The sequence below is a fragment of the Aliiglaciecola lipolytica genome, assembly GCF_018860635.1.
Taxonomy (GTDB): Bacteria; Pseudomonadota; Gammaproteobacteria; order Enterobacterales; family Alteromonadaceae; genus Aliiglaciecola; species Aliiglaciecola lipolytica_A.
The window spans coordinates 1-20,177 of record NZ_JAHKPT010000003.1 but is presented as its reverse complement, the minus strand read 5'-3'; the positions used below and the strand labels follow the sequence as shown (position 1 = coordinate 20,177).

Genomic DNA, 20,177 nt, shown 5'->3' with positions numbered 1-20,177 from the left:
GCGTTATCGATTTGATCAAACGCTGATGCAGCACCACCATAGGTCTTTGCTAGAACTGTAGTGATTGCCGCTGTTAGCGTCGTTTTACCATGGTCAACGTGGCCAATTGTACCGACGTTTACGTGGGGTTTCGTACGTTCAAACTTTTCTTTTGCCATCTTAAATTTTTCCTAGCAAAGTAATTAAAAAAAACCTAATCAAAGAGTTGGGGGAGAACTGGTGCTGATAGGCAGATTCGAACTGCCGACCTCACCCTTACCAAGGGTGCGCTCTACCAACTGAGCCATATCAGCACTAAATATGGAGCGAGCAGTGGGAATCGAACCCACATCATCAGCTTGGAAGGCTGAGGTAATAGCCATTATACGATGCTCGCAAACCTATTCTCTATCCACCTCGTTGAAAGTGGTGGCGTGACACATTGCGTCACACCATACACCTGATTAAACTGCAGGTGCACAGTAAAAATGGTGGAGGGGGCAGGATTCGAACCTGCGAAGGCTGAGCCGGCAGATTTACAGTCTGCTCCCGTTGACCGCTTGGGTACCCCTCCAGGATTGATGGTGCCGACTGCCGGAGTCGAACTGGCGACCTACTGATTACAAGTCAGTTGCTCTACCAACTGAGCTAAGTCGGCACTGCATCAAGTGGGTGCGCATTCTAGAGTAATGATCCTAAGGGTGCAAGAGTATATTCTCAAAAAAACATGAAAAAATGCGGATTTATTTAAATTAATCGTTTAGTTGCCTAAAAAACCTACGGAACCAACAAATTGACAAAAATAATTGTGCGTTTTTACAGCAATTTATTAAAAATTATTTTTAAATTTATTTGCTAGGAATAAAACGACTTAAGCCTTGTAATACTAAATCTGGTTTAAATTGTACTTTTTCATCAATAATATTTTTGAGTAATTCACTATCGCCACCACACAAAAATATTCTGTAGTCATCAGAATAACCACTAATGCGCTTTCTAGCGCTGTATAAAAAACCTTCTAACATTGCCAAGCCGCCCATATTGACACAATCAGGTGTACTTTTTCCGAGTGACAATGCATCTGGGGTTTGTTGATCTGCAAACACTTTTGAGGTTTGGCTAGTGACTGCCTTGCGCATTAATTGAAAGCCTGGGGCTATCCATCCACCTAAGTGTTGTTCTCCGACAAGAACGTCACAGGTAGCTGCTGTGCCCAAATCTAAGATTGCTACGGGCAATTGGGTATGCAGCCGTGCGCCTAATACTGCAAGCCAACGGTCAACGCCTAAGGTCTGGAATTGTTGATAAGCACAACTAATACCAAACGCTGTAGCCTGAGTCACGACTTGTTGAAACGGGATATTATGCAAGTGACATAGCTGTTTAATTTTGAGTGTTACCTGATCATTTTGTACGCTGGCGGCTATGACACATTGGGCGCTGCTAATTTGATACTGTAAATCTTCGATAGAATCACAGACTTGAGTCACGACTTTTGAATCTGCGCTGGCAATTTGTGCGTACTTAATACGGCTATTGCCAACATCTATCAGTAAAATGTCATGCAGGCCTGACACTGATTTCACCTCCATGAAATGTTTCGATTTTGCCGTCTTTTTCTAATAAAAGAGCACCATCGTTATCAATCCCTTTCACTTTGCCATATACACACTGATTACCAATCATTAGTTTTACGGGTTTGTCGTAAAAGTAATCTAATTCAGCCCACTGGCTAATGAAAGGCCTTAAGCCTTGGGTTTCAAAAATCGTTAGCGCTTTAGTTAGCTCGTCAATTAAGGTGGCGGCAAGCACATTTCTATCAATAGTTAGGCCAGTAGCTTGCACTAAATCCGTCCAAGGTTGGTCAATGTTTAGCGCCTTTTTAGGTAAATCGATATTCAAACCTATGCCTAAAATACAATCACAAGCAGCGCCCATTTGCCCTTCAACTTCAACCAAGATACCCGCAAGCTTTTTATCTTGCAGGTAAACATCATTTGGCCATTTAAGCATTGCTCCTTTCACTGAAAGTGTCTGCAATGCCTTTACCACCGCAATACCTATTACCAAACTCAAACCATTAATAGCTTGATATCCACCAGCAAACGACCAGAACATCGACATATAAATACTCGAACCATAAGGAGATACCCAAGTCCGTCCTCTGCGTCCTCGTCCAGCAGTTTGCGCCTCAGCTAAACACACGTAACCATTACTTGGTTTCACATTCATGTCTCTGATGAACTGATTTGTTGAATCTATTACGTTTTGCACGTTTATCTGCGATTGCATCACCTGGGGCAATAACTGGGCAATTTTGCGGTGTTCTAATAAAGTTAAGGATTTCGCTAAACGATAGCCCTTTCCCGTTACTCTAAAGATATCTAAACCTAACTCACACAAGCCTTTAATGTGTTTCGACACGGCTGCGCGACTGAGTCCAAGCTCTTGGCCTAACACTTCACCTGAATGGAACTGTCCATCGGCCAAGCGTTGCAGAATAAGAGTACGAGAAAAATTAAAACTCACAGTGATACCAGCCCCTTGTTACCAATTAAACGTACTTCATTTTCTAAATGGATAGAAAAAGTATTCTCCACTTTGGTTTGAATTTCCCGCGCCAATTCTAATAACTCAGCCCCATTTCCATGACCGTTGTTTGTCAGTACCAAAGGCTGGTTAGGATGGCATTGAATCCCGCCTAATTGTTTGCCTTTAAAACCAAGATGGTCAATTAACCAAGCTGCAGGAACTTTGACACTGTTGTGATCCACCGAATAACAGGGTAAATCAGGCCAGTCACACTGCAAACTTGCGAAATGCTTATTGCTTACCAACGGATTTTTGAAAAAGCTACCAGCGTTACCAATTTCGTTAGGATCAGGCAGCTTCTCTTGGCGGATAGCAATGACTTTATTAAAAATTTGCTCTGCATTGGGTTGTTTTAGATTGGCTAGTTCACCGTAGTGATTGCACGCTTGCCAACGTTTAGGAATTTGAAGAACAACTTGCGTGATGATCACCTTACCGGCTAGATGTCGCTTAAAAATACTGTCTCGATAACCAAACTGACACTCTTCATTTGTCAAGCTATGTTGTTTTGCTGTGGCAATTTCCGTGAACATCACCTGTTTTACAAATTGATTTAACTCAACCCCATATGCACCTATATTTTGTATGGGCGCAGCTCCCACTGAGCCAGGAATCAACGCGAGATTTTCTAATCCAAAAATATTATTTTGCATGCAAAAGCAGACGAGTTGATGCCAGTTTTCTCCCGCACTAACCGTCAGTTGATAATAGTCATCAAACTCTTTAACGGTCTTACCTTTAGATTCTAATTTGATTACCGTGCCATCAAAATCTTCCAAAAAAACACAATTGCTACCTTCGCCGAGAACCCACAAAGGCGTTTCAACATCCTTTAGGGCTGCGAAGTCATTGTCGATGGATATCAATTTTTTACTGTGTGTAGAAAATCCAAAGGTGTGCAGAGATTTAAGTGAATGCAAGGTTGCTTCCAAGATATTTTTGCACAGTTTAACGAAAAGATATGCGGTGTAACAAGTGTTGCTTTGTGATAGGTCAAGTTTTCAGCAGAACAGAGGGAGTGGTTATCCGCGATCAGCCAGCCATAAAAAAGCCCGAAATTCATCGGGCTTTATTCTTCAGCATGGCTATTTATTTATCAATTCCGTGACTTTTGAGCATAAATACAAGCTCTTCAGCATAATCACGTAGTCTGCCATAGCGGCCACTATTGGCAAAATGCCCTGCCCCCATATTAATTCGCATAATTAGTAGATTGTCATCGGTCTTCATTTCACGCATTTTAGCGGTCCACTTAGCGGGCTCCCAATAGGTTACGCGGGGATCATTTATTCCACCACTGACCAACATAGGGGGATATTCCTTAGCTTCAATGTTGTCGTAAGGAGAATAACTTGCGATGAGATCGTAAGCTACCGAATCTTCTAGTGGATTGCCCCACTCTGTCCACTCAGGTGGCGTCAGTGGCAGCGTAGCGTCAAGCATAGTATTGAGTACATCGACAAACGGCACTCCAAGGGTCACTGAGCGCCATAATTGTGGAGCCTGAATGGTAACCGCTCCCATTAATTCACCGCCAGCGCTGCGACCCGAAATTGAAATATTGCCTTCAGACACATAATTTTCTTTAATTAGATACTGTGCTGCATCAACAAAATCATTAAAGGCATTGGTTCGTTTTTCCAGTTTACCATCCAAATACCATTGATATCCCAGCATGTCACTGCCACGAACATGTGCGATAGCGAAAGCAAAACCTCTATCTAATAAACTGAGTCTGAGTTCTGAAAATCCAGGTGGAACGGTTATCCCATAAGCCCCATAGCCGTACAAATGCATAGGCTGTTTGCCGTTCTTTTTGAAACCTTTTTTATATACCACTGAAATCGGAACCTCTACACCATCTCTTGAAGGTGCCATTAGACGCTCAGTAACATATTGAGATTTATCGTAACCAGATGGAATTGTAGTGACCTTTCTGGTTTCCAGCTTTTTATCGTTAACTTGATAATCAAATACAGTGTCAGGGGTAACCATCGATTCATAGTCAACCCGAACAAAGTCTTGATCAAACTCTGAACTATTGCCTAAAGAAGCCGAATAAACCGGTTCAGGAAAGGCAACGTCATGGGAGTTTCCTTGATAGTCGCGAATTCGAATTTTATCAATTCCCTTTTCTCGAGCCTGTAAGGCAATGAAACCTTTGAATGTCTGCATTCCCAATAAATAAAGATCGTCAGAGCCTTCAATCAGTGTTTGCCAATTGTCGTAACTTGGTTGGCTGTCATCAACACTAACAAATCTTGAATTTTTGTGGGTATCGTTGGCTAAAATATAGAATTTACCATTAGCGTGATCTATTGAAGCAGAAAATTTCATCTCCCTTGATATCAATAACTTAGGTTCAGAAAACAAATCGTCGCCTGGAATAACACTGAGTTCAGATACTTCTCTTTGCCCACTGCTTACTACCAAGTACTTATCGTCACTGGTGAAATGGAAGCTTAAGAAAAAGCCATCGTCTGCTTCACTCAGAATAATTTTATCGTCAGATTGCTGACTACCAATTTTATGCACATTAATGCTAGCTGTGCGCCATTTATCTTTTTCCAACTGGCCATAAATAACCGTTTTGCTGTCTGCGCCAAAGGCGATTTCGCCATTTACCTCGGTTATTTCATCTTCTAAGTATTCACCACTTTGTAAGTCAACAATTCGAACTGTGTAACGTTCAGCGCCATCGGTGTTGAAGGAATACACCAGCAAGCGGTTATCAGGACTTATATCCCAGCCGCCTAAAGTAAAATAATCGAAATCTTTGGCTAGTTTAGTTTCATCAAGAAAAACCTCTTCTTCACCAGTAGTCAGATTTTTGCGGCTACGTGTTCGATATTCTTCGCCTTCGCGGTAATACCAACGATATTCGTAACCATTGTCAATCCAAGGAACCGATTCTTCTTGTTCGTTTGTACGCCCTTTAACTTCTTCGAAAACCGTGTCGATAAGGGACTTATTAGGTGCTAAAAACTGGTCGAAGTAAGCATTTTCTGCAGTTAAATAGTCAATGATGGGCTTGTCATTCACTTCCGGATATCCAGAATCTCTAAGCCAGTGGTAAGGATCATTTAACTCTTTACCGTGGTATTTAGCTGTGTAATTTTGCTTTGCGGCAACTGGGGCGGCAACGCTGAGTTGTTTTAATCTGGGGTAAGTTTGCATTTCGGGTTCTTTGTCATTTGAACAGGCAGATAAAATTAATACGGGTACTAGTAATGAGAGTGCTAAACGCATTGGATAAATGTCCCTATTTTTTTGGTTAACAACAGATAATACGACTAGTTACAAAATTTACCAGTGAAATTAAATGGTGAATTGCTAAAACGAGTCTAAGAACCCGTGCGAGTTAATGGAAAACGTTCAAGCAATTCCTTTACAACCACACGCTGTGCTTTTGCTAAACTTGCACTGTTGTCTGTTTTGAAATCATGGCTATTGGTAGCTGACCACACTAGCCTATCGTTGACTAGTACTTTCATGCTCACTACTGCGACTGGGATTTGATCTGAACCTATGGGTAAACTAACCCCGCCACCCACACTCACACCGCCTGAGCGTCCGTAAGAACCAGTACCTAGGCCAATTGAAAAACTACTGTCGTTATCGCGATAATCAATGTAGTGATCGAGCTCTACAACGGCATCAGTGTAACCAAGGTCACCAATAAGTTTATTATTAGCCTCTAAAAACTGTGAGACTTGAGTAATAAGACGATTAGCACTCAAGCTATCTTCGACGTTTCTAGAGATCACCGAATAACTTTTAAACGCGCCAAAATTGGTATTTTGATCGGTGTCCATCACAATATTGTTAGAACTACATGCACTAAGGAAAGTAAGTCCAATACACATAGCCATGATCTGGCTAAACTTGGCTGAAAAATGACTAAATTGGTAAAACATAGGAATTCCTTTACGTAGTCAACTTTAAAATCATTACACAATTAACCCTTTAATACCCTGCGGTGGTAAAAATTGATCACTTTGTATGACACTAAGATCGATAACAAGTTTAGTTGAGTTTCGCCAAGGAAGACAATCCGCACGCCGATAAAACTGCGATACGGATTGTTAATGCATAATATTGAGGTAGCGTTTAAGAAGCGCTTAATTCGGCTTGTAGTTGCTCTGTGGTCGATTTTTCAGACTGTACAAACTTACGCCATTGTTGTGCCATACCACGACTAGTAGGATGTTTTTCAGCTTCAGCCAATTGATTTAGTGCATCAACATAGCGTTTTTGATTGAAATACGACATTCCCAAGACTAAATGTGTGGTTCCTTCATTTCGTAAACCACCTTTGTCCAGCGCTTTGAGCGCACTTTCAATGGCTTCGTCAAACTTATCCATGTTCAGCAAAATTTGCGCTAACTGTGCATCTAATTCACCGTCTTCAGACAAGGCAGCTGCAGAACGCATAACAGGTACGGCTTTTTCGTGTTCTTTGGCAAGGGACCAAGTTTGCGCTAAAAACTTTAAGTTCCTGAGGTTTTTTTCAAGTACGCCATCTTGCATTGCTTGCTCCATCAACCTGGCACCTTTATATGGTACTTGATGGTAATAATACAGCTGAGCTAAGTTGAAAATATCCGAGGCTTTTGTAATGTAATCACTTTGGTAAGCCGCTTCGAGAATCGCTAACTGTTTCTTTTCTTCACCCAACTCGCCATACATACCTGCAAGCTGCACCCAATACTCAGGACGGTCAAATAATTTAACCATTTTTTCAAGCACTTTGGTCACTTGCTCAGTTTGTTTCAACTCGTAGTATATAGCTCGTTGAAGCACGTACCAATTCTCATCGACTTTGTAGCCTTCTTCACTATTTTCTTGCTGTAAAATAGCTTCATTGATGTATTCAGAAGCAGCCTGATAATCTTTCTTCTGATACATAGCTTGGGCCTTGAGCACTAAATTTTTAACCGGTAACTTACCTGGCTGCAATGCTTCCCAACGTTCCAAGTACTCGATAGTCTTATCGTAATTACCGCGCATCATTTGCAATTGTGCCAAACTAAACAAAGTACTTTGTTCAAATGACTCAGGAATGGGTTGCTGTTCTACTACTGTCTCAAATGATTCGATAGCTTTATCATAATCTTCGACGTTGTAATAAATAAAACCGTAGAAGTTATGCAACATCGCCAGCTCGTAGCTATTCATAGAGCTTTCTTTGGATTTAACGACATCCAATATTGCTAATGCTTCAGCAGTATTACCTTCGTCGGCAACTTTCTGAGCGCGAGCCAATTGGTCGTATACTCGCGTACGAAGAGCCGGTGTTCTGCGGGTCTTTCTTTCACTGGCACTATTATCTTGTGCACTAGCTGTAGGTGCCGTTACTACAGACGATATAAGTGTGAATGAGCTTGCCAATAAGATGGCTAAAATGCACTGTGTTATTTTCATGCTTGCCTCTTAGTTAACCATCGATCTGGAAAGTAATGCGGTTTTGCACACCAGACACTTCTGCAGGTTCACCGTTCACAACTCTGGGTTTATATTTAAATTTCAGTGCTGCATCCATCGCTGCCTGATTAAATATATCCGGTGGAGTTGCTTGTACTACGCGAATATCTTTTACTGCGCCTAATTTAGATACAGTAAATTCAACTATTACAAAGCCTTCTATTCCGCGAGATAAAGCTCGTCGTGGATAAACCGGAGCAACCTTAACGATTGGCAAATATTCGCCATCACCTGATTCTAGGGCCAATCCACCACCAAGGGCGATATCACCACCGACATCGGCTTCAAACGCCATACCACTGCCATCAGCATCAGGCGTAGGTGAATCCATTTGCGGCTGTTCCATTTGCGGTGGCGGCTCTTTAGGTGGTGGTGGCTTTCTCGGCTTACGATCTTTTTGTTCAACCGTTTCTTCTTTCTTCAAGCGTACGAAATCGAGCACCGCACCGGGCTTGGGATCATCTAACGTTTGATCACCACTAGCGATAAGAGCTTGCATCAAAAAGAACAAACTAATCGTGATGAAAAACGCTAATACAACTGCCAGAAGGAGTCTTGCCATTATATTTTACTCTTGTGCTGCGATAGAAACATCGTAGACACCCGCTGCTCGCGATGCATCCATGACTTTAATAAGCGTTTCAGTAGTCGCTTTACGGTCTGCTTGAATAACAACCGTACCCTGTGGGTTTTCGGCTTTTAAACGTTCAATGTTGGCTTGAACTGCACGTACGTCTACTCTGCGTTTATTAATCCAAATTTCACCTTTGTCGCTTATGGCAACTAAGATATTTGCACGATCTTTCTTCACTGCTGTGGCAGCTTCAGGTCGGTTTACGTCGATCCCCGATTCTTTTACAAATGAAGCGGTTACGATAAAGAAAATCAACATGATAAATACAACGTCCAACATCGGCGTCATATCGATTGTTGCTTCTTCTTCTTCGACTAAATTCTGAATTTTTCTCATAATTACTCTTTATTCACGCAGGCCTGGGCTCTAACGTTGAATCTCCAATGCATCTTCTAGATGTAAACGTTCGGTTTTTGCTGTGCGCGTTAACCATGTAGACGCGAATACGCCGGATAACGCACCCACCATGCCAGCCATTGTGGGTATAGTAGCTTGTGAAACCCCTGCGGCCATTGACCGGGCGTTACCGCCACCAGACATGGCCATTACATCAAATACCACAATCATACCTGTTACCGTTCCCATCAAACCCAATAGAGGGCATAGCGCGACTAACGCCTGAATAATGGGAAGACTGAAGCGTAATTTAAGACTGACTCTAGAAATCATTGCTTGTCTAATCTGATGCGCATTCCATGAATTTCGATCGCTACGTGCTTGCCAAGTGGAAATGGTCTGTTTCTTAAATTGCTTATGACCATAAGTCACATAGAAAATACGTTCGAGTATCAAAATCCACATCACGAATATCAAGGCACCTATTATCAGCAGGATAATCCCACCGGTTTCGGTGAAGTCTCGGATTGATTCAAAGATCTCTACAAACATCGTCTTATGCCTTAGTGCCAGACTGTGTTTCAGCTCGTTCAGCAATCACACCCGCTGCTTGTTCTTGCAATATCGCTACAATATTTTTGCTTTGCGTACTGAGCAATGCATAAAGCAGAGTAGTAGGAATGGCCACAACCAAACCAAGAACAGTGGTAATCAATGCCGATGAGATACCGCCAGCCATAATTTTCGGGTCACCTGTACCAAACAAGGTAATTTGTTGGAAGGTCACAATCATACCGGTAACGGTACCAAGTAACCCACCAAGGGGAGCAACCACTGAAATCATTTTTACTAGTGTTAAGAAACGTCCTAATTTAGGCACTTCAGCTAAAATGGCTTCGGTTAAATGCAATTCCAAGGATTCGGTGTCTGCATTTGGATGGGCATCTTTCACTTTAAGCACGCGACCCAAAGGATTCCCCTCAGATATTTTACTCGACTTAAGTTGTGCATTTACTTTGGCGCCAACAAGTGTAAGTACCACAAAACGCCAGAACGCGACCAAAATACCAACTGCACCAACCGCAATAATGATATATCCCACAAGGTCACCTTGGTGAATACGCTCTTCAAGACTTGGCGCTTGAACTAACAATCCAAGAATAGTTCCGCCCGTTGGGTCTAATCCAAATGAAACCAATTCACCATCAGAGCTCTGTAAATTTGCGGCGCTGTCTGTGTAACGATCTGCAGGTTGACGAATCAATTCAGCAACAGTATCGGTTTCGCCTTCGTACTTAAGGTATTTGCCATCAGACACGAGTGCAAAAGGTCCTACACGAACGACTTCTTTATTGACTTTAGCGCCACCAGCTTCTACAACATCAGTTGTAAATTTAGTGACTTTGCCTGACTCAGTCATTTCGCGTTGAATTTCAAACCACACCCGCTCTATTTCTTCAATTGAAGCTAATTTAGAACTCGTCCCCATAGACTGGGCCATTTCATCTAAAAATTCAGAACGACCAGAGATTTGCGCTGAAACAGTTGAGTTGTAAAATTTGTTTTTGGTGTCACCTGCAACCTGTTGTAACACACCGAATAGTTCTTTTAACGAACCTAGGCGTTTATCCAAAGCATCATTCAAATCTGCTAATTTGAATTCATTCTCTTCAAATTGCGTTTCCAGCTTTTCAGATGTGTTCAACTGAGCATTACGTTGTGAGGTCACATCACGCAGCATTTGATCTTGTTCAGCACGTTTTTGTACAAACTCTTTTTCACGCTGAGTATTTTGTTGATTTTGTTGGTATTGGCCTTGCTCTAATTGCTTAAGCAGTGCATCCAAATCTAGTGGTTTACTTTCCTGAGCAAAAGCTGCTCCAGCAAAAGTAGCAACCAAAAGAACAGCAGTATTTCTAATTAATTTTCTCATGGTTTCTACTCTCTTAATCCGTGATCGCAACTGGCAGCATCAACAAATCAGGTGCCATTTGTTTCTTGGCCATTCTAAGACCTTTGGTAATTTGCGTGCGGTAGTCAGAAGAAAGTGATTCCCACTGACGAGTTTGTTTATTCCAAATTCCTTGCATACCTGCATCACGAGTTTGGTATATAAGTGCGGTTCTACCGATGCGTAAGAAATCGACATTTCGTTCCTGACCATCAATAGTGTGCAATCCAGGGTAAGCCTCTAAGGTTCGCCCGTAATCCATCTCGACTTGGTAAGCTTCCATTACACGTCTGAATTTCTCAGAAGGAGCAACATCTGCGCGATCCATCATATTACGTAAATCAATAATGCGATTGGCACGTTCTTCTTCTAAAAATGGAACATCAAGTTCCACAAACTGTGCTAACCCATCAATCATTCGAATCATTAATGGTGTTATTTGACGTTCGATAACACTTACTTCGTCAATTGCGCTATTCAAATCCAACATTTCTTGTTGCTGATTAGCAATTTGTTTTCTTAACTGCTCGTTGTAAACCAACAAACCATCAATTTCTTTATTAATAGTTTTGAATTGTTGCAATTTACTGCCGATTTGGTCAGTTATATTGTTAATCTTTGATTGGGAATCCGCTGCAGACTCGTTAATTTTAGTTGCAGCATCAACCACAGGTTGCAATTCTTTGTCTTGCTGCGCAAAAGCAGCTTGACCTGCCAACAGACTAACGAATAGTGCTGCAGACAACGTTTTTGTAAGTTTCATACAATCAAACCCTAGAGTGGAATCGAGTTGGTTTACCACCAACAATAAAATCTGAGGGCAAGGATAGGGGCATAGTGTGACAGTATTATTACAAAACCAAACAGAATGTAGATATCTGTGATTGAATCAAATAACTAGTAAAACAATACTCATAACCAACTGTTTTAATTGAATTAAAAATACATTATGTGAGCAACGAATTAACTTAGACAGGATGACGTAACAGAATAAAGCGGACTAAAATCGGTTGGATTTTTGACATTTTTATGACACAAATATAGATATGAATACGACGTGAACCAGATGTGGCAAGTCCGCAAAACGGTTTATTTAACCTTTAGCCCTACGCTAATTATAAGCGCTAGAGATTATAAAAATCGTTGCAAAATTCCGAAATCAATACACTTTTAAATAATGTTTGCACCTAAAGTTGCCTTTAAAGAATACTGTTTTCATTCAACGATGTAGCAAACTTGTTTTAATTGGTTTTTCGCAGCTACTTTTTAACCAAAGCGGTTGTTGATTTGCTAGTATCTTAATTACATTAAGCACAAATCTAACTCATTCTATTAATTTGGCATCGGATAACGACAAGAATATTGGATTCCTAATTTTTCGCAGTATAAGCGCTTTCTAGCAACCATTGATTAGGATAATTAATGCAACAAACAACCATCATTTTAGTACTTCGCGGAGTATGGCGAACCCCAGTGATATGCGTGTTTTGGTTATTTTGGGGATGTGGGCTTAATGCGCAAACAATGGAAAATTTAGAAACCACCCTTTCTTCTTTAACTCCAGCCCAACAAATCAGTCTTTTGAACGATCAAAAACAGCTTATGGAAAAAGCCTCCTATGAAGAGCAAGCTCGCTACTGGTATTTATTAGGCTTAGCTTTCGATTACGATAATCAGCCACAACCAGCCATTGATGCTTACAGCACCGCCATCAATATCAGCGAGCAGCAAAACTTAAGGCTAACTGACACTTTACCTAGAAGTTATGTCGAACGTTCGTACATGAAATATATTCAAACATATGATCCCAATATTTATTGCGAAGACCGATTTAAAGCCCTGCAATTGTCTCGTCAATTAGCGAACCCCGAATTGCTAGTAAAGGTACTGGTTCAAGCGGCATTTTGTTTTGGTGGTAAACCGGAAAAACTGCAACAAGGGCTCGCATTATTAGTTGAAGCAATTGACGTCGCTGATAAAAATAATTTTGATAATAGTTCCTATGGCATGATTTATAACGCCTCTGGCAACTTATATCAGGAAAACCAATTGTTTGACAAAGCCTATGAATATATTCAGAAGGCATATGATGCTTGGGCAAAAGTCGATGATTTTTCTGACATGTTTAATATGCAACACACACTAGTGGCGTTAGCCATTGATATGCAGAATTTTACTGCGGCTCGTCAACATGTTGATAGACTATTTGAGATTGCCAAACAACAGCCCCAATTCAGCGACTTTACATTTTTTAGCCATTATAACGCAGGTATATTAGCGTTTTTTGAACAGCAATACCCGCTGGCGGTTAGCGAATTTGAAAAGGCATTGGCCCTTCGTGATACTACCGAAGAACATCATTTCATCGTGCAATCTTTATATCCACTGGTCATTGCTTATTTTAACCAAGGGATAGATTCCAAAGCGCGCTCTACCTTGGATCAACTTCTAATCGACTCTCCAGATAAAAACACATGGCCGATGACTCTCAGGGCTATCGATTTGTATTACGCGGGCAACAACAGTGAAGCTATGCATTTGATGGTTGCTGCAAACAGCTCAGAAGTCGACAAACGACGAACCTTTATTGCTCAATATCAACACGCAGCCAATACATTAGTTGAAGACAGTCTGACCAAGTTAGACAACAAGGTGCTACAACAAACCTTGGAAATTAATCGTTTACAACTGGCAGAGGAACAAAGTCAAAAACGTCTCGCGCAAATTTTAATTGCTGTGAGCGTTGTCATATTTGCAGCGTTATTTGGGTTTGTTATGCATTTGATTAAAACCCGACGTCTTTTTAAACATCGTGCACAAATCGATTACTTAACGCAAATTGCTAATCGCAGAACTATTTTTGAACTTGGCTATAAGTTGCTAAATGAAGCGAAAATGCACAACAAGTTACTTTCGATATTGATTATTGATATCGATCATTTTAAACGAGTGAATGATACCCTCGGTCATGAAGTTGGTGATCATGCTCTTACATTAGTCAGCCAAAGGGCACTTGGCTGTTTACGACAACTCGATAAAATTGGCCGAATTGGCGGTGAAGAGTTTATGGTATTGCTGCCCGACACTGGTTCCAAACAAGCATTAGATATTGCCGAGCGTATCCGTAAGGAAATCGAAAAGTCACCTTTGCGAAAAAACGATGAAGACTACTCACTAACCATCAGTATAGGGCTAGCGGTAGCATCAGCAGATGAAACCTTAGAAAGCGCGATGGCACGTGCCGACACAGCCCTTTACAATGCAAAACAAAAAGGCCGAAACCAAGTTGTTGTAACGAGTTAGCTATCAATAAGTTGTGATCCGGTAGTGATAGTCAACATTGGATTAGCAGGGCACAAAATGCGTTAAAAATTAACGCATTCAGGGAAAAAGCAGTCTTTTATATTTCAGACTGCTTTGAGTAAAGAAGTTATTTTTACGGGGTACGATTAGTTAAGGTCATATGTTTCTGTGTACACATGCGTGGTAGGTCCTTGATCGCCTCTTTTAAACTTAGCGCCACGCTTAGCCACACCATTTTCGTCATAAAATGAATGCCAATCGTTGCGCACTAAGGTTCCGTCTGCTGTTTTAGAAATTTCCACATGTTGGAGTAAATATGACTTACCGATCGTGAAGCATTCTCCGTGAGTATTGACGCCAGAAAAACGTTCGAACTCTGGAATCCAATGATAGGTAGCGTTGCAGCCAGGTACTGTTGATAAACCGCTCATTTTAATATTTTCAAAAGCCTTTGGATTGTCGCCTTTTCCCCACAGAGTTAATCCTTCATCTATGTTTTTGAAAGAGTATAAATCGACTTTAAGGTTACCAAAGTTATTGCGATACAGTCGCCAGATTTGATTTCTATCCGGTCTTACGTCAGGTTGGCTAGTTTCATAATAAATCCAATAGCCGTCCGTACGTTCATGCCAAATACGTTGAAAGCGCAATTCACTTAATCCCCAACGAGGTTCGACCTTAGCGGCTAGATCTTTGTCCCTTTGCGCGATATTAGTTGTAAATCCTAAATGCCATTCGACAAATTTCTTTAGCATTGTGTCATCTTCAAAGCCAGCGGCCTGAACAGAGAAAGACATTCCAGCCGCAACCACTAAAGTCACGAGCAAGCTTTTTACTATTTTCATTATTTTGTACCTTTTATAATTTGTGTTTGTATTTTTAAAGATGCTAGCTAAATGCATTTCAGACACAGCCAATTATTAGAATATGGCAATCATCATTGCTCGATAATCAAATTCATACTACACAACCAAAAACATATAGCAATATCATTATATCAATAACCCAGAGTGCTCTGCGTCTTATATTTAAAAAGCGGGATAGTTAGTAGAGGCCGCTATACAAAAGCTATTTGCACGGAGTATGAAGAGAAAAATTTCGAACAAGTGCTTTAAATGGTTCATTAATAGGAAGTTACTTCTAGCGCCCATTGATTCGTATTGCAGGATAGAAATATTCACCGAAAATTCATTCAATTAAAGCTCTTTTTGATACTCCAAAAATTTGTTTGGCCCAATAAATCTAAAACGTTGAAGGACCATCTTGGTAATTAAATTAGCAAATCGAAAAGTGACAAAAAACCCGGATTTCGCAGTTCTATATAAATGGTGAAATGTTAAAAAAATAACAATAAAGCAGCTAAAACAAAGTGAAAATTGAATATAGATCAGTGTCTAATCAGTACAATTAGTGGGAAGAAAAATCGTTAATTTCAGCTTCTTTTTGACAACCAAATATCGCTAAATTTGTAGCCCACAAGATTGTTATAAATTATTAACAATTGAATACCTGCTAGTTGAGGCTCGGAAATTGATAGTCATTATCAAAATTAGACAATAAATGTTGCTCTTAGCCGATTGGAATATTGAAAGCCCCTGTTACCCCCGCAATTATCATTTGTACACCGATAACGGCTAAAATCAGTCCCATTAATCGGGTGACAATACCAAGAGCGCCTTGACCTATAATAGCCAGAATCCTAGAACTAAAAACAAAGCATAGGAATGTTATAAGACACATAACTGCAAATACAGAAACCGTAATCACGATTCCCATTGTCCCACCAGAGGCAGAATAATTCATTGCGGTCGCAATGGTTCCTGGGCCAGCGAGGAGAGGAACAGCTAAGGGTGAGACAGCAATATCAGAGGTATCATTATTTTCAGCAGAATGCAGATTAGAACCAGATCCATTGAGCATATGATAACCAATCACGAACACCAGAATACCGCCCGTTATCCGCAATGCAGGAAGGGTAATGCCGAACAAATGAAAAATCATCTTGCCGAGCAACGAAAATAATAGAATTACAACAAAGGTAATAATAAGTGCTCTGGCCGCAATGCGAAATTGTTCCGAATTACTTTTATTGCCCGCCAACCCAGCGAAGGCAGCTGTGTTAGCTATCGGATTCATGATGGCGAAAAAGCCCATAAATACAGTTAGCAGTTGTGTGTACAAGTCATTCATAGGTTTTCTCTGACTAATAGTGGACGTATTATCCGGCTTTGCGACCCCGTTTTATTTGCATGCTAGAGTACCTTGTAGGGTCTGAAAGTCCAACGACTACCTCCCCTATTGTCATTCAAGCCGCTTTTTTAGCTGTCATCATTGGCGGGATTGAGCAGAGCCAGAGGGTTTAATATTTTTATGCAGCGTCAAGCAGTATTAATTATCAACATCCTTAAGCTCGCACAGCTTCCTTATTGTTTTCACTTATATTGCACAGTTTCTGCACTTTTGTTTTGTACCTTTACTATCTGAATAAAGAAAGCATCTTAATTCAATCTTAAAGTATTTGAAGATGATGCTTAGACAGCTAAAGGACTATCAATGTTGAAACAATCTCATTTAAGCTTTGCTAACTCATTGAAATATATTGTAAGACTAAATCTTATTATCATCATCTTCGGATCAGTGCTTTGGTTAGTTGCCTGTGGAGGCAGCAATACAGCTACAGATGATCAGGTAACTGATGAAGTGGTTGAAGAAGTCGTTGAAGATGATACCGAAGAAACATCAACTGACATTACGGATACAGATTTTGAAGTCACTGACTGGACAGAAGAAACACATAGTAAGAATGTTGATCCTAATTTCGACGAAGTTTTTGAAGATAACCAAGTTAAACGTTTTGATTTTGTAGTCACTGAAGAGCGTTGGCAAAGCATGCTTGATGATATGACGGCAACCTATGGCGAATTTGGTCAACGCTCATCAAGCAACGGTCTAATTGATACAGATGAGAACCCAATATTTGTTCCCGCTGACGTTTATTACCAAGGAACTCAATGGTATCGAGTAGGTATTCGATTCAAAGGCAACTCTTCGCTACAAAGCAGCTGGCAGGCGGGTATTCTAAAACTATCTTTCAAATTAGATTTCGATGAGTTTGAAGACGATTATCCGCAAATTGATAATCAACGTTTTTACGGCTTCAAAAAGCTCAGCTTGAAAAACAACTATAACGACGAATCACTTTTACGTGAAAAAGTGGCATCTGACGTATTCAAAAAAGCTGGCTTAGCGGTGTCTAATACTGCGTTTTATACACTCTATGTCGATCATGGCAATGGTCCAGAATATTTTGGTCTTTACACCTTAGTAGAAGAGGTTGACGATACACTTATCGATACACAATTTGCTAGCGATGATGGCAATTTATATAAACCAGAAGACGACGGGGCAAGCTTTGTTGAGGGTTCTTTTAGTGAAGAGAACTTTGAGAAAAAGACCAACGAAGATGATGAAGATTGGTCTGATATACTCGCCTTGTTTGCGGCACTGCATGATGATACAGCAACCACTGCTCCGGCAACATGGAGAGAAAATCTTGAGGCTGTTTTCGACGTTGATGGATTCTTAAAGTACTTAGCCGTCAATGGTATTATCCAAAATTGGGATACGTATGGCAGAATGCCCCATAATTACTATCTGTATAACGACCCCGAAACATCGAAGCTAACATGGATTCCTTGGGATAATAACGAAGCACTGCAAGAAGGAAATCAAGGCGGAGCATTGAACCTCGATTTCTCAGACCTTGATTCTAATAGCTGGCCGTTAATTGCTAAACTATATGCAGACGATGTTTACAGGACTCGCTATAACGATTACCTATTGGAAGCAATAGGCGACGCGTTTGATACCAGCAGCATCCAAGCCACTTACGACAGTTATTCAGCGCTTATTGAACCTTATGCAACAACTGAATTATCGGGCTACTCCTATCTAGAAAGTAGCAATGACTTTTACAATGCGATTCAACAACTGAATCAACACGCAGAAAATCGAGCTGAAGCGGTTGAAACATATTTGGATGCACAATAAACACTAACCTATTGTTTTATCAACATAACCCCAGCGATGCTATCGTCTGGGGTTGTAGTTTATATCCAATCGAATATTGCTCTTCCTCTTCGGTATTTACGCCACATTCCCCCTGACTTTAACCTGTTGTTAATAGCCTTATTTAGGCAAATTCAGGGATCTCATTTTTCAGACAATCGATAAATGCACTGAGTTTTAATGGCATGTAATCTCTGCTTGGATAAACTAGCCATGCAGAGGTATCAAAATCTGCGGCGGCACATTCATAATCGGGGAATAAGTTCACCAAACTACCATTTGCCAATTCGTCTCGACATAACCAATCAGGAAGTAACGCCACTCCAAGGCCTGCAACTGCACTTGCAGTCATAGTCATGCCATGAGAGATTAGCAAATGCCCAGCGACTGGAACGACTAACTCTTTTTGATTAGGTTGACGAAATTTCCAAGCTTCTCGATATCCAGGAATTGAAAACCTTAGACATTCTATTTCACTTAAACAAAAAGGATTTTCGGTAATCGTGTTAGATTTAATAAAAGCTGGACTAGCACAAACAAAAAACTTTCTGGGTGCTAATACTTTACAAATAAAATCATCAGTAGGTTTTTTTCCAAAGCGAATCGCGGCATCAATTTGTTGTTCAACAATATCTATCTGGTTGTCTGACAACACTAGCTCAATTACCAGTTTGGGATATTTTTTCCTCATTATAGGTAATAAGGGAACCAACTTTTTTTGTCCAAAAGAAGTACAAGCCGCCACTCTGAGCTTGCCGATGGGCTCATTCGAAAGTTCTAAAGCCCGCTCTCCTGCCTGTATTAATGTACCAACCAAACCTTCGACTTGAGTAAAGTATGATTTACCAGCTTCTGTTGCCGACAACTTACGAGTGGTCCTTTGGAACAGTCGGAAACCTAATGTAGCCTCTAATTTTCGAATAGCTCGCGATACTGAAGAGGGATCAATATTTTGGACTCTTGCTACTTCAGCAAAACTCTTTCGTTTCATTACTTCAACAAATAGTTGGATATTGTTCAAATCCATTCGTGCACCTCACACATGAATGTAATGATTATATACCTGTTTACTGCGCAAGTAACTAACTGTAACCTTTGTAATTGAAAGTAAATCAAAACTAAGAAAATGGAGTATTTCAAATGGGATTAAAGTTTCATAAGCAATTTTTCGCATCAAAGACTGAAGTTTTAGCAGACATAGAAAAAAATAATACCTGGCCGACCACCTTTGTATCGGGTGCCACCGATGGTCCACCAGTACATTGGCATAAAGATGAAGTACATGCTTATATAATGGAAGGGGAAACAGATTTTTTCGATGCCGAAACCAACAAAAGAACTATTGTCAGCGCAGGTGACAAAATTATTGTGCCTAAGGGTGCACTTCATGCGGAAGGCGCAATTAAAGATCGCGTAGTTTATATTCTAGCATTACCAAAGCCAAGATTACCGGAAGATTTCCTCGCCATATTTACACCTGAGCAGCAAGCAGCGAAATGAAACCGAGTAAACTTCTGATAAGCTACTAATTACCTCGCTGTTCCTATTTCCAAGACAAGCATTCTCATAGTCATTAAATAGACATCCATTTTAAAAACAAGCATTCTCAAACCAATTCAGAGCGAAAAAGTGATGTGAATATGGCGCTTTTGGGGCTTTGATAAGAAAGTGGGGGGAAGTTTGGAATTGTTGTGGCTTTATGTAGCTATATCTCTGATTTAATTCATATTACAGACAGCAAGAATCGTCCATCGAGTAGGAGGATTAAAACAAATTTGGCTGCTAAATTGTTTAGGCTTGCTGTAATAACGCTTTGGCCTTTGTTATCCC

The 20,177-nt window shown here is 40.6% G+C and carries 18 protein-coding genes and 4 tRNA genes; 3 read left to right on the top strand and 19 right to left on the bottom strand.

All coding sequences use genetic code 11. The features are described from left to right. From KO530_RS00315 to KO530_RS00240, 16 genes are all read right to left on the bottom strand, one after another. On the bottom strand, positions 1–158 hold a 158-nt coding region (locus tag KO530_RS00315), incomplete at its 3' end, for a GTP-binding protein (RefSeq protein WP_252728685.1). A gap of 59 nt (positions 159–217) precedes the next feature. Then, positions 218–293: transfer RNA gene (locus tag KO530_RS00310), tRNA-Thr, on the bottom strand. A gap of 8 nt (positions 294–301) precedes the next feature. Next, positions 302–376 (bottom strand) — tRNA-Gly (locus KO530_RS00305). 92 nt (positions 377–468) lie between these two features. Beyond that, positions 469–553, bottom strand: a tRNA-Tyr gene (locus tag KO530_RS00300). A gap of 8 nt (positions 554–561) precedes the next feature. Then, a tRNA-Thr gene (locus tag KO530_RS00295) sits at positions 562–637 on the bottom strand. Between the two features lie 190 nt (positions 638–827). Then, entirely contained in the window at positions 828–1,556 is a 729-nt protein-coding gene (locus tag KO530_RS00290; protein ID WP_216046399.1) for a type III pantothenate kinase, read from the bottom strand. Continuing rightward, positions 1,540–2,508 carry a bifunctional biotin--[acetyl-CoA-carboxylase] ligase/biotin operon repressor BirA gene (gene birA, locus KO530_RS00285; protein WP_216046398.1) on the bottom strand — a complete coding sequence of 323 codons (969 nt, stop codon included), beginning with the start codon at positions 2,506–2,508 and terminating at the stop codon, positions 1,540–1,542. The genes KO530_RS00290 and birA overlap by 17 nt, the downstream gene beginning before the upstream one ends. Beyond that, positions 2,505–3,491, bottom strand: a complete 987-nt coding sequence (murB, locus tag KO530_RS00280; protein WP_216046397.1) for a UDP-N-acetylmuramate dehydrogenase — start codon at positions 3,489–3,491, stop codon at positions 2,505–2,507. The genes birA and murB overlap by 4 nt, the downstream gene beginning before the upstream one ends. Before the next feature lie 169 nt (positions 3,492–3,660). Further along, positions 3,661–5,820 (bottom strand): S9 family peptidase, encoded by a 2,160-nt coding sequence (locus KO530_RS00275; RefSeq protein WP_216046396.1) that lies wholly within the window; start codon positions 5,818–5,820, stop codon positions 3,661–3,663. 95 nt (positions 5,821–5,915) lie between these two features. Beyond that, complete coding sequence (locus tag KO530_RS00270) at positions 5,916–6,488, bottom strand: DUF4136 domain-containing protein (RefSeq protein WP_216046395.1); 573 nt, start codon at positions 6,486–6,488, stop codon at positions 5,916–5,918. 193 nt (positions 6,489–6,681) lie between these two features. Beyond that, complete coding sequence (locus KO530_RS00265; RefSeq protein WP_216046394.1) at positions 6,682–7,995, bottom strand: tetratricopeptide repeat protein; 1,314 nt, start codon at positions 7,993–7,995, stop codon at positions 6,682–6,684. A 13-nt stretch (positions 7,996–8,008) separates the two neighbouring features. After that, the gene (locus tag KO530_RS00260) at positions 8,009–8,617 is read right to left on the bottom strand and encodes an energy transducer TonB (protein ID WP_216046393.1); all 609 of its coding nucleotides are present in this window, start codon (positions 8,615–8,617) and stop codon (positions 8,009–8,011) included. A 6-nt stretch (positions 8,618–8,623) separates the two neighbouring features. Continuing rightward, on the bottom strand, positions 8,624–9,025 hold the full coding sequence (locus KO530_RS00255) for an ExbD/TolR family protein (protein ID WP_008845615.1): 402 nt from the start codon (positions 9,023–9,025) through the stop codon (positions 8,624–8,626). Between the two features lie 30 nt (positions 9,026–9,055). Further along, positions 9,056–9,577, bottom strand: a complete 522-nt coding sequence (locus tag KO530_RS00250) for a MotA/TolQ/ExbB proton channel family protein (RefSeq protein WP_216046392.1) — start codon at positions 9,575–9,577, stop codon at positions 9,056–9,058. Between the two features lie 4 nt (positions 9,578–9,581). Beyond that, a complete protein-coding gene (locus KO530_RS00245; RefSeq protein WP_216046391.1) occupies positions 9,582–10,958 on the bottom strand; it encodes a MotA/TolQ/ExbB proton channel family protein in 1,377 nt (458 codons plus the stop codon). A 13-nt stretch (positions 10,959–10,971) separates the two neighbouring features. Beyond that, positions 10,972–11,739, bottom strand: a complete 768-nt coding sequence (locus KO530_RS00240) for a DUF3450 domain-containing protein (RefSeq protein ID WP_216046390.1) — start codon at positions 11,737–11,739, stop codon at positions 10,972–10,974. Positions 11,740–12,398: 659 nt separating this feature from the next. Between KO530_RS00240 and KO530_RS00235 the strand changes: the two genes are divergently transcribed. Beyond that, positions 12,399–14,279 (top strand): GGDEF domain-containing protein, encoded by a 1,881-nt coding sequence (locus KO530_RS00235; RefSeq protein ID WP_216046389.1) that lies wholly within the window; start codon positions 12,399–12,401, stop codon positions 14,277–14,279. 146 nt (positions 14,280–14,425) lie between these two features. Here KO530_RS00235 and KO530_RS00230 read toward each other — a convergent pair whose 3' ends face one another. Together KO530_RS00230 and KO530_RS00225 are read right to left on the bottom strand one after the other, a co-directional pair. Continuing rightward, the gene (locus KO530_RS00230; RefSeq protein WP_216046388.1) at positions 14,426–15,124 is read right to left on the bottom strand and encodes a CpcT/CpeT family chromophore lyase; all 699 of its coding nucleotides are present in this window, start codon (positions 15,122–15,124) and stop codon (positions 14,426–14,428) included. A gap of 724 nt (positions 15,125–15,848) precedes the next feature. After that, positions 15,849–16,469, bottom strand: a complete 621-nt coding sequence (locus KO530_RS00225) for a MarC family protein (protein WP_216046387.1) — start codon at positions 16,467–16,469, stop codon at positions 15,849–15,851. A 363-nt stretch (positions 16,470–16,832) separates the two neighbouring features. Here KO530_RS00225 and KO530_RS00220 point away from each other — a divergent pair, with 363 nt between their 5' ends. Then, entirely contained in the window at positions 16,833–18,329 is a 1,497-nt protein-coding gene (locus KO530_RS00220) for a CotH kinase family protein (protein ID WP_216046386.1), read from the top strand. Between the two features lie 142 nt (positions 18,330–18,471). On the opposite strand, the gene KO530_RS00215 is transcribed toward KO530_RS00220, so the two are convergent. Then, positions 18,472–19,374, bottom strand: a complete 903-nt coding sequence (locus KO530_RS00215) for a LysR family transcriptional regulator (RefSeq protein ID WP_216046385.1) — start codon at positions 19,372–19,374, stop codon at positions 18,472–18,474. Between the two features lie 113 nt (positions 19,375–19,487). Here KO530_RS00215 and KO530_RS00210 point away from each other — a divergent pair, with 113 nt between their 5' ends. Next, a complete protein-coding gene (locus KO530_RS00210; RefSeq protein WP_216046384.1) occupies positions 19,488–19,847 on the top strand; it encodes a cupin domain-containing protein in 360 nt (119 codons plus the stop codon). Positions 19,848–20,177 lie beyond the last annotated feature (330 nt).

Bases quoted from the DNA above. Each gene is read 5' to 3' on its own strand.
- KO530_RS00275 (WP_216046396.1), bottom strand. From the start codon at position 5,820: ATGCGTTTAGCACTCTCATTACTAGTACCCGTATTAATTTTATCTGCC.
- KO530_RS00270 (WP_216046395.1), bottom strand. From the start codon at position 6,488: ATGTTTTACCAATTTAGTCATTTTTCAGCCAAGTTTAGCCAGATCATG.
- KO530_RS00265 (WP_216046394.1), bottom strand. From the start codon at position 7,995: ATGAAAATAACACAGTGCATTTTAGCCATCTTATTGGCAAGCTCATTC.
- KO530_RS00260 (WP_216046393.1), bottom strand. From the start codon at position 8,617: ATGGCAAGACTCCTTCTGGCAGTTGTATTAGCGTTTTTCATCACGATT.
- KO530_RS00255 (WP_008845615.1), bottom strand. From the start codon at position 9,025: ATGAGAAAAATTCAGAATTTAGTCGAAGAAGAAGAAGCAACAATCGAT.
- KO530_RS00250 (WP_216046392.1), bottom strand. From the start codon at position 9,577: ATGTTTGTAGAGATCTTTGAATCAATCCGAGACTTCACCGAAACCGGT.
- KO530_RS00245 (WP_216046391.1), bottom strand. From the start codon at position 10,958: ATGAGAAAATTAATTAGAAATACTGCTGTTCTTTTGGTTGCTACTTTT.
- KO530_RS00240 (WP_216046390.1), bottom strand. From the start codon at position 11,739: ATGAAACTTACAAAAACGTTGTCTGCAGCACTATTCGTTAGTCTGTTG.
- KO530_RS00235 (WP_216046389.1), top strand. From the start codon at position 12,399: ATGCAACAAACAACCATCATTTTAGTACTTCGCGGAGTATGGCGAACC.
- KO530_RS00230 (WP_216046388.1), bottom strand. From the start codon at position 15,124: ATGAAAATAGTAAAAAGCTTGCTCGTGACTTTAGTGGTTGCGGCTGGA.
- KO530_RS00225 (WP_216046387.1), bottom strand. From the start codon at position 16,469: ATGAATGACTTGTACACACAACTGCTAACTGTATTTATGGGCTTTTTC.
- KO530_RS00220 (WP_216046386.1), top strand. From the start codon at position 16,833: ATGTTGAAACAATCTCATTTAAGCTTTGCTAACTCATTGAAATATATT.
- KO530_RS00215 (WP_216046385.1), bottom strand. From the start codon at position 19,374: ATGGATTTGAACAATATCCAACTATTTGTTGAAGTAATGAAACGAAAG.
- KO530_RS00210 (WP_216046384.1), top strand. From the start codon at position 19,488: ATGGGATTAAAGTTTCATAAGCAATTTTTCGCATCAAAGACTGAAGTT.